Source organism: Ligilactobacillus sp. (assembly GCF_036846325.1).
In the GTDB taxonomy this organism is placed as follows: Bacteria; Bacillota; Bacilli; order Lactobacillales; family Lactobacillaceae; genus Ligilactobacillus.
Genome location: NZ_DAIUCE010000069.1, coordinates 1 through 9,874 on the forward strand (window position 1 = coordinate 1; position 9,874 = coordinate 9,874).

The 9,874-nt window shown below is 47.1% G+C and carries 8 protein-coding genes; 2 read left to right on the top strand and 6 right to left on the bottom strand.

Features of this window, described 5'->3' with window-relative positions:
* Window positions 1-224 precede the first annotated feature (224 nt).
* Both V7Z60_RS07150 and V7Z60_RS07155 read right to left on the bottom strand, forming a co-directional pair.
* Window positions 225-1,703: an MFS transporter gene (locus V7Z60_RS07150; protein WP_334117150.1), complete on the bottom strand. Its 1,479-nt coding sequence runs from the start codon at window positions 1,701-1,703 to the stop codon at window positions 225-227.
* An 18-nt stretch (window positions 1,704-1,721) separates the two neighbouring features.
* Complete coding sequence (locus V7Z60_RS07155; RefSeq protein ID WP_334117151.1) at window positions 1,722-1,916, bottom strand: hypothetical protein; 195 nt, start codon at window positions 1,914-1,916, stop codon at window positions 1,722-1,724.
* 100 nt (window positions 1,917-2,016) lie between these two features.
* Here V7Z60_RS07155 and pcp point away from each other — a divergent pair, with 100 nt between their 5' ends.
* Window positions 2,017-2,628 (top strand): pyroglutamyl-peptidase I, encoded by a 612-nt coding sequence (pcp, locus tag V7Z60_RS07160; protein ID WP_334117157.1) that lies wholly within the window; start codon window positions 2,017-2,019, stop codon window positions 2,626-2,628.
* Between the two features lie 150 nt (window positions 2,629-2,778).
* Here pcp and dnaB read toward each other — a convergent pair whose 3' ends face one another.
* The 4 genes from dnaB to pnuC all read right to left on the bottom strand — a co-directional run bounded on the left by dnaB (window position 2,779) and on the right by pnuC (window position 7,569).
* The gene (gene dnaB / locus V7Z60_RS07165) at window positions 2,779-4,176 is read right to left on the bottom strand and encodes a replicative DNA helicase (RefSeq protein ID WP_334117152.1); all 1,398 of its coding nucleotides are present in this window, start codon (window positions 4,174-4,176) and stop codon (window positions 2,779-2,781) included.
* A 33-nt stretch (window positions 4,177-4,209) separates the two neighbouring features.
* Window positions 4,210-4,659, bottom strand: a complete 450-nt coding sequence (gene rplI / locus V7Z60_RS07170; RefSeq protein WP_334117153.1) for a 50S ribosomal protein L9 — start codon at window positions 4,657-4,659, stop codon at window positions 4,210-4,212.
* A gap of 15 nt (window positions 4,660-4,674) precedes the next feature.
* Window positions 4,675-6,690, bottom strand: coding sequence for a DHH family phosphoesterase (locus tag V7Z60_RS07175; protein ID WP_334117154.1), 2,016 nt, complete (start codon window positions 6,688-6,690; stop codon window positions 4,675-4,677).
* Window positions 6,691-6,807: 117 nt separating this feature from the next.
* A complete protein-coding gene (gene pnuC / locus V7Z60_RS07180; RefSeq protein ID WP_334117155.1) occupies window positions 6,808-7,569 on the bottom strand; it encodes a nicotinamide riboside transporter PnuC in 762 nt (253 codons plus the stop codon).
* 264 nt (window positions 7,570-7,833) lie between these two features.
* On the opposite strand from pnuC, the gene V7Z60_RS07185 reads away from it, so the two are divergent.
* The gene (locus V7Z60_RS07185; protein ID WP_334117156.1) at window positions 7,834-8,835 is read left to right on the top strand and encodes a DUF1002 domain-containing protein; all 1,002 of its coding nucleotides are present in this window, start codon (window positions 7,834-7,836) and stop codon (window positions 8,833-8,835) included.
* The last annotated feature ends 1,039 nt before the right edge of the window (window positions 8,836-9,874 follow it).

Below are 9,874 nucleotides of genomic sequence, written 5' to 3' on the forward strand. Positions count from 1 at the left end.
ACGAACTTATCATGAGCCTTGTTGCTGGTCTGAACCCAATTCAGGCAAGGTGTGGAGCCGGGCGCTCATGAACCCGTAAATTCCTGGCTCTCGATTACGGGCAAAGCACACATTCAACATTGCATACACAAACAAAGTCCCGGATGAATTTTGCAGTTAACTGCAAATCATCCAGGACTTTTGTTCGAGACATAGCTTTTTTCCCGGCCCGCCTTTCAAGAATCTCAATGCATTTGCTTCCAGGACTGATTTTCCGAAGCTTCCCTGCATTTTATATTCAGATAAAACGCAAGAACCAAAAGCAGCAAGGCGACTGCCATAATGATCTGAATTCCGGAATGCATGATTGCGCGCATCTGTGGCAGCAATTCCTGCGGCAGCTTTCCGGCCGACTTCGCATCGCTCAATTTGTTCATCATCGCAAGCGTGATTCTGCCGTCGGATCGCCTGACTCCAAGATTCAGTGCAATGTTCATCAAGACACCGTAAATCGAGGCCATCAGGGTTTGCCCTAAAATCCTGATCAGAAAACTGAATGACGTGGCAACCGCCATATCCTGCTTGGATGAGTCATACTGAACCTTGATCTGCAAAACGTTGAAGATCAAGCCAACCGCAAACCCGCCAAAAGCTGCTACGATGCACAGAAAAACAAATGAAGCACTGGATTTGGCAACAAGCAGGCCGAATTCCGCAACGGCCAGGGATAGAATTCCGAGATTGACCGCACCGGCAAAGGACCACCGCTCGCGAATCGACGCCGAAAGCTGTGAACCGGCAAAATCAAAGACCGAGGCCGGAATCTGCGTCAGACCGCCCATCAACGCACTCATTCCAAGCAGCCCCTGTGCCCACAGAGGAATGTATGTGTTGAACGCAATCGAAGCTCCCCAGATGACCGCAAACAGAGTGAAATCCAGAACCAGAAGACGGTCTTTGAAAATATGCAGCGGCATGACGGGATCGCCTGCCTTCTTTTCTGCCTGAACCAGGCAAATGCACAGAATGATTCCCGAGACAATCAGCCCGATGACAAGCATTTCCGATTCACTGCCGATAAACTGAATGCCCATCAGAATGCAGGTAAGCCCGCTGACCAACAGAAAAGAACCCAGCCAGTCGACTTTCTTGTCGACTGGTTCGACCTTTTCCTTATACGAAAAATGAATAATTGCGATAATCAGCAACCCGATTGGAACGTTGATATAAAAAATCCAGTGCCAGCTGAACGAATCGACGATCAATCCGCCGACAAGCGGTCCCGTAATCGAAGCCGCACCATAGACTGCTGAAACGAACCCCAGGATAATCGAGCGCGTATGCAGATTTTCATAGACGTTTCCGAAAATAATGTACGGAATCGCTCCGAGCCCGCCGGCACCGACCCCCATCAGCAACCGGGCGCAGACAAAAAACAAAATATTCGGGGAAAGCCCCTCAAGCGCAGAACCGGCTATAAACAAAACCACTGCCAGTTCAAAGGCCTTTTTGTTGCCCATGCGCTCTCCGAATTTGCTCCAGAGCGGCGTAAACACGGACATGCCGAGCAAAAAGACGGAAACAATCAGACCCATGTAGGAAATTCCGTGCAAATCGGCAATAATGGCCGGCAGTGCCGTATTTATAATCGTCGCATCAAGTCCTGACATCACATTGGCCAGAAGCAGGCCGATTGTCATTACGTGAATCTGTTTGCGCGTCAACTGAATGCCTCCCTTTTCCTAACGCCGATGATTGGCGCGCCAGATTATCCAGAGCTTGAACAAGACGACGCAAACGACGTAATAAAGCACTCCCAGCAGGAGCAGCGTAATTGAAAATCCCTTTCCCGACGCAGCCGACATGATCGCGAGCGTGATCAAAAGCGCAACCAGCGCAACGACATGAACGATAATCTCAAATTTGGTAAACTTCATTTATGAATAGTCCCTTCGAAAAAAATCAAACAAAAAACATTATAAACTATTTTTGCTATAATTGAAGAAGGATGTCAAGAAAAGAAGGAAATGAAATATGATGAAAAACATTTTGATGACTGGCTTTGAGCCGTTCGGAGGCGAAAAAATCAATCCTTCCTATGAAGCTTTAAAACTTTTGCCCGAAACAATTGACAATGCAAGGATACATATTCTCCGCCTGCCGGTCGTTTTTGGAAAAAACGGCGCGCTGCTTGAACAAAGCATCGAAGAACTTGATCCGGACATCATCATCTGCGTCGGTCAGGCCGGCGGAAGATGCGGCCTGACGTTTGAAAAAATTGCCATTAACTGTCAGAATGCTTCCGTTCCTGACAATGCCGGCAATCAGCCGCACGATGAACCCGTCATTGAAGCAGGTCAGGCTGCCTACTTTGCAACGCTGCCACTTCAGCAAATGGTTTCCGCCTGTAAAAACGCCGGTTTCAAGGCCGGAATTTCCTACCACGCCGGAACCTACGTCTGCAACGATACGATGTATCGCCTGCTCCATCTCTTAGCCTCCGGTGCTTCAAAAGCACGTGGCGGTTTCATTCACGTTCCTTACGTTCCGGAACAGGTTCATGACGGAAAAACAAGCTCGCAATCACTTGAAGAAACGGCCAGGTGCCTGGAATGCGCAGTCAAGGCGGCAGTCGAAGCAACGAATTAAACCTTGAATTTCAGATTGAACCGCTTCCGTCATCACGGGAATTTGTCCTGCATACACAAAAAAATCGGACAGGGTCCGCAGACGAATTGCGAACCCTGTCCGATTTTTTCGATTTGAGTCATATTCTTTCCAAACTATTTTTGCAATTGATCAGACAGGACCAGGAGCTTCCCTGGTCTCGATTGACGTAAACTTATTGAATGCCTTGAGGAAAACCAGATGAACAGTTCCGCGCGCACCGGCACGGTTTTTTTCGATGATGAGCTCAACTTCGCCGGCGTCATTGTCATTTTGCTGACCTGACCCTGCATCATCGGAGTCTCCTTCGCCTTCTTCGCGCTCATAGTAATCATCACGATAAAGAAATGCAACGATGTCGGCATCCTGTTCGATTGAGCCTGATTCGCGAATATCGGACAGGACCGGACGCTTGTCCTGACGCTGTTCAACGCCACGCGAAAGCTGGGACAATGCAATGACTGGAACGGAAAGCTCTTTTGAGAGTTTCTTAAGCTGTCTGGAAATTTCTGAAACTTCCTGTTGGCGGCTTTCCTTATTTGATCCTTCAATCAACTGAAGATAATCGATGACGATCAGACCGAGACCGCCCGTTTCCTTGTCAAGCCGGCGACACTTGGCACGAATTTCAGCCATTTTGATTCCCGGCGTATCATCAATATAAAGCTTTGTTCTGGCCAGCGCATCAGTTGCAGCGTAGAGCCTGCTCCAGTCTTCATCATCAAGATTTCCATCACGGAGCTTGTCTGCCTGGATGGGTCCTCTTGCGCAGAGCATACGATTGACAAGCGACTCTGCGCTCATTTCAAGCGAGAAGATTGCAACCGGCACGTCCGAGTCAATGGCGACGTTTTCGGCAACATTCAGGACAAAAGCCGTTTTCCCGACGGCAGGACGCGCTGCCAGAATAATCAGGTTGTCAGGCTGAAGACCCGAAATCATTTTGTCGAGGTTATTGTACCCAGTTGAAAGACCGGTGATATCGCTTTTATTATTCGACAAATCATACAAATGGTTGTACACTTCGTCGACGACTTCCCGAATCGGCTTGAAGCCAGCCTTGTTGCGTCTCTCGGAAACATCCATGATCTGCCGTTCCGCCTCATCAAGGATGTTTTCAACGTCGTCATCCTGTTTCTGTGCCAGGGCAATGATGTCCGTCGAGGTTCTGATCAGCTGCCTCAAACGCGATTTTGCAGATACGATTCTGGCATAGTAAGCCGCATTTCTGGCAGAAGGAACAGAGTTGGCCAATTCCGCCAGGTAAGCGACACCACCGGCATCATCCAGCTGATTCTTAGTCTCCAGGGAAGATTTCATAGTCAAGACATCAATCGGCTGATCGGCATCGTTCAGTTCAATCATCGACTGAAACAAAATCTGGTGCTGACGACTGTAAAAATCGTCCGGCTCAACTTGTTCCATCACATCGGCCAGGGCTTCAGGATTCAGGAAAACCGCACCCAGAATCGCCTTTTCGGCACCGATGTCCTGGGGAGGCATGTTGCCTGCTAAAAGATCGTTATCCAAACTGTTCATCCTTTCCGAAAACTTGAATCGCGGTTATTTTTCTGAAATATGAACGCGAATTTTCGCCGTTACGTCATTGTGAAGCTTGACAGGAACGTTGACGTACCCCATTGAGCGAATCGGAGCGGCAAGTTCCATCTTGCGCTTGTCGATCTTCAAACCGAATTGCTGTTGAAGCGCCTGTGAAATCTGCTTTGACGTGATTGATCCGAACAAGCGGCCGTCACTTCCGGCCTTTGCCTTCAGCTCAACGACGTAATTGCCTGATTCGAGTTTTTCCTTTAGTTCCCTTGCCTCCGCCAGAAGTTCGGCTTCCTTCTTTGCTTCAGCGCGCTTCTGCCCTTTGAGTTCGCTCATTGCCTGAGCATTGGCACGCTTGGCCTTGCCTTCCTTGATCAGGAAGTTAGCGTATCCATCGGCCATTTCCTTGACTTCACCGCGTTTTCCCTTGCCTCTGACATCTTGTGTAAAAATAATTTTCATTTCAGTTCCTCCGTTTCATTCCTGATTTTCACGTGCATTTTCAATAATCGTCAGCAGTTCTGTATGAACGTCTGCAATCGTCTTTCCGCTGATCTGAGTTGCGGCATTTGACAAATGTCCGCCGCCGCCCATCTGTTCCATGATGACCTGGACGTTGAATTCGCCGTTGCTTCGTGCCGAAATGCCGATCAGGTTCTCTTTTCTGAACGTGATCACGTATGAAGCTTCAACGCCTGAAACGCCAAGCAGGGAATCCGCAACCTGAGCGGCAATGACCGGATCATACACCCTGCCGTCTTCGCCGCAGCAAATCGCATTGCCATGTTCGTCAAATTCAGTGCGTTCAATCAGATGACTTCGCTGCATATAGCTTGCAACGCTTTCCTTCATAAAGTGACGCGCCATCCCGAGATCAGCTCCGACCGAGCGCAGATAGCTTGCGGCATCAAACGTTCTCGTGCCGGTCCGAAGCGAAAACGACTTGGTATCAATGATGATCCCGGTCAGCATGGCAGTAGCTTCGATCTTGTTGATCGGCTCGCTGTCCCGTCCCTGATATTCAAACATTTCCGTAATGAGTTCGCAGGTTGAACTTGCATATGGTTCAATATAGACCAAAATCGGATTATCGGGAAATTCCTCTCCGCGACGGTGGTGATCCATCACCATGACGCGGTTTTGCATCTTCTCATATAATTCCGGCGAAATCGAAATCGATGGCTTCGAATGGTCGCACATGATGAGCAGGCTGTTCTTCTTAACTTTTTCCAATGCATCCTTCGGTGAAATGATCGAACCCTTGATTGCAGGATACTGATCAAGCGCCTTAAGCAGCCGCAATACATCGGAATGAAGATTGTCCCTGTCCAGGACAATCCAGCATTTCCTGCCGTTCATGGTCGCAATCCGCCTCAACCCGAGACAGGCACCCATGGCATCCATATCAGGATAAGCATGACCCATCACAAAAATATCATCAGACTGCATCATCAATTCGTTCAGCGCCTGGGAAATCATCCGCGCACGGACACGCGTCCTCTTTTCCATCGGATTAGTCTTGCCGCCGTAAAAACGTGCCTGACCGGCGATTTCCCTGACGACCGCCTGATCTCCTCCACGTCCCAAAGCCAGATCGAGATTATTTTGCGAAAGTCGCGAAAGCTCAGCTAAATCATCCCCGCCATAGGCAATCCCGACGCTAAGCGTCAGCGGCGAGTTTCGCTTCGACGTGCGTTCGCGAATAACATCCAGAATCTTGAACTTTTCTTCTTCAAGCTTTCTGAGCGCTCCGGTATATGCCAGGATAAAGAAATGGTCGTCATCAACTCGCTTCAAAAAGATTTCAAATTCCCGTGCCCAGTCGGACAGGGTATTCGTAATGAAGTTGTCAAGATTTGACAGGTCCTTGTCATTCATGACTTTGGTCACTTCATCATAATTGTCCAGGAAAAGCTGTCCCAAAACGATTCGCGAATCTTCATACTGTTCCTTGATGGCCGCATAGTATGAAACGTCCATCAGAAAAACGGCATTGATGTCTTTTTGAACGATGAACGAATATGACCTTCCGTGAAGATTGACCTCGCTTGCCTTCTTTTCATCACGATGATCTCGGAGCCGGTCTGCCAGCTCCTCATCAACTTCGCTCAGACTCTTTCCCAGAATATCCTTGCGCGAAAAATACTTCTGCATATAAGGATTGTACCATTCGATGCGTTCATGATCATCATAGAACAAAATCCCGATCGGCATTTTGATCAACGCCTCCTGCTCACCGCGCTTAATGCGGTAAGACAGATCAGAGATGTATTCAGACGTGTCGGAAGCAATCTGCTTCAGGCCGTTGTAAGCAACAACAAGAGTTATGATGCTTAAGACAAGAATAATCAATCCGAACACTGCATTTAACATGAAGGCAAATGCAGTGCACAGGATAACCGCCCCGAAGAGAATCAGGGTCAGCTTTCTCAACCGTTCGTTCTTCAGAAACTCCGGAATCTGACCAGACTTTTTTTCAGGTTCTTTTTGCATAAAATCAGCCCCAAAATTTTCTCTCTTACAATTAACTGCTCTACCGTACAATTTTACCACATGCGGTTATCATTAAGCACAAAAAAAGGAACCGAAATCATTTTCGGTCCCGGATAATCATTCGTTCGTTACTTTAAACCAGCCGTGCCTGCTGAAGAATGCGTACATATCGTTTAAAAAGAAGACGGCATAACTGAAAATCAAGGCAAAATTGCCGTCGCCCTGAAGCATTGTCTGAGTCCAGAGGGCAATCGTGAAAACGGATGAAATCGTCCAGACGTAATACTGCTCGCGCTTGCGATTGAGCTCAAGCAGGGAACCTGTAATTGCCATTGCCAGATTCAGGCTGTCCAGAAAAACGCGCGGATCGCTCGTCATGCTGAAAATCCCGTAGAGTACGGCCCATGCCGCTCCAAAGAAAATCAAGTATTTGAGCCATTCAATCCGGCTTTCAAACTTTTCTGCCTGAATATCGTTGTTCCATTTCGGATCAAGGATGCAGAACAGGTCAAGAAACAACAGGTATCCGATTTGTTCCCAGGCAGTTGCGAAATTCCCTGCCATGAATCCGGTCGTTGCGATGCAGATTGCAGAAATCGCGCCTGCCCAGCCCTGAATCCCAGAACGGTTCGAAATCCCGATGACGCAGGCAACGGACAGATTGCCGCCAATGAATGCGATGATTGATTGCAGCGGTGCCTGAGAGACCGACTGAACAAGCGAAATCACCTGCAGAACAAAGTTAAACATCAATAAAGCGTAACTGAACGTCCCCCAGCCTTTGCACTGATTAAGCAGCCATGAAAAATACCCTTTGCGAAAAACATTATGCGAGTACTCAGGCAAATGCGTCAAAACGTCTTTGTAGCGGTCAAACATCTCTAAATTCCTCCCTATATAAAACATAATCCATTATATGACCTTCACAACCTTATTTCAAGGGGAAATTCAATATGTGGTATTAAGGATAGTTAACACACCCTATATCTTGTATCTATATATCAAATCAGACATTCATTCCTGCGTTTGCGACAACAATGAAAATTCGCACAATTTTACTTTTTCTTGAAATATTACAAATACGTTACATGTTATAATCTACTTGGTTGTGGAATTGAAAAATTTCAGAAAAGAGGATGAAAAATGAAATTCAACTTCAAGAAAGCCGCTGCCCTTTTTCTGGCAGCCTTGACTCTGAGCGGAGTTTCGGCAGGCGCAGGCACTGCATTTGCCGATGGAACGGATGATTCCTCAAGCTCCGGCTCAACGCACACCCTGAACTCTTCCTACGTCGTTTACGGCGCAGGTACGAGCTCAGAGGTCCGTTCCAAACTCGATGACGTTTTCCAGGCAGATTCTTCATTCAAGAAGCTGACCGCAACGGCAGCCGATTATTCCAAATACATCAGTCAGCAGGACAGCACGACGGATGCCGCAATGATCAGTTCGGTCGCAATCGCTCCCGGAGATCCCGGTTCAGGCGTCAAAGTCAACATCAAAAACTATGACGGCGAAGACAACATCACCAAAGTCACCTCACAACAATACGCAATGGTTGCGCAAATGGCCGGCGTCACAGACGTCAGCATCGTTGTCACCGCAAACCGCCCAGTTTCAGGCGAATCGGCCTTGACGGGCGTTTACAAGGCTCTCGCAACCGACGGCGTTTCACTCAATACCCAGAACACTTCCACGGCCAACCAGATGCTTGAGGCAACGCAACCCGCAATCGATGCCAACAAAGATGACAAAACCTACCCCGGCAAACTGATGGCGGCAATCGGCGACGTTTCAAAGCAGCTGGCACAAATGAAACAGGACAACAAGGATCTTGCAACCAAACAGGACATTCAGGATATGCTGAACAAAGCACTTGAAAAGCGCGGCATTGAAGACAAGACTTCCTCAAACAACGTTACGCAGATCACGAATGCGTTGTTCAACTTCCAGAATTCGCCGATCTCTTCCAGCAAGAACTACGTCAAGAACGTTGACAACACGATCAACAACGTCAAGAACTCGGCCGGAAACCTGATGAACAAGGCTAAGAACTGGGCAAACAGTCAGTCTGGAAAGAAGACGATGTCAGAAGCAAAGAGTCTTTGGCAGAAATTCGTCGACTGGGTCAAGGGGCTGTTCAGCTGATCAGTCTCCGATTGAATGATTACGCAGTATGTATAGAATATTGAACTAAATGAATGCCGGACAGATCGGTCGAATTGCGACTGATTTTGTCTGGCATTTTTTCTATGGATGACCTTCTTGAAAAATGCAGTGCCGCACACTACCTGCTCAGTCAGTGTGCCAGGAGGGGATTACGGGCAAAAGAGCGATTTTGGGGATTTGCCCGTAAATTCCAGTCTCTGATTACGGGCAAAACGGCGGTTTTGGGAATTTGCCCGTAAATTCCAGCTCTCATTCCTATTTACGGACAAACCCGGATTTTTTCAAAAGGAAAAAGACGACCCTGGATTATTTCCGACATTCCTTCAGTCATCAACATCAAAAAAACCCGCAGAGGCAAATGCCTGCTACGGGAAAAAAAGGTTATGTTATTGGGGAAATTACCGCCTTGGAGGTGGCGGTTATTACTTACATAAAAAGGGGAGAAGGTTGATATCTCATCAGCCTATGCTTGTATAGTACATCCGATAACTTAAGGAATGTTAGTGATTTGTTTTAGTTTTTATTAAAATGAACATTATTGTCACAATTAAGTTTTTCTTTAGGAAATTCTTGAAGGCAGACCAGAAACATCAAAGCCTCATGCAATCTGAAAAACCGGTGAACTTTCTTGACGTTCAGAAAACAAAAGGCCCGGCCAGACTTTGACTTAACAATCTTTGAGCGATTGAAAAGGGTGTGGATTGTTTTCCAAAGCGTTTATCCACAAAGTTATCCACAACCTTGTTGATAACTTTTCTTTTCCCTTTTCCACATCTTCATGCTTTCCAGCACAAATAAAAACTCCGTGGTTGGGGCGCCACGGAGAAAAAAGGTATGTTATAGGGAGTATATACATTCACCATTGGGGGATGGTGATATGTTTTCTGCTTATAAGGGGGAGTTGATTGATTGATTTTCATCACTCAATCTATGCTTTAATAGTACCAACAACTTGTAAAAAATCCATGTACTTTTGGTAAGTATTTTTTTACGTTTTTTTTCAGCTTTTCTAAAAACG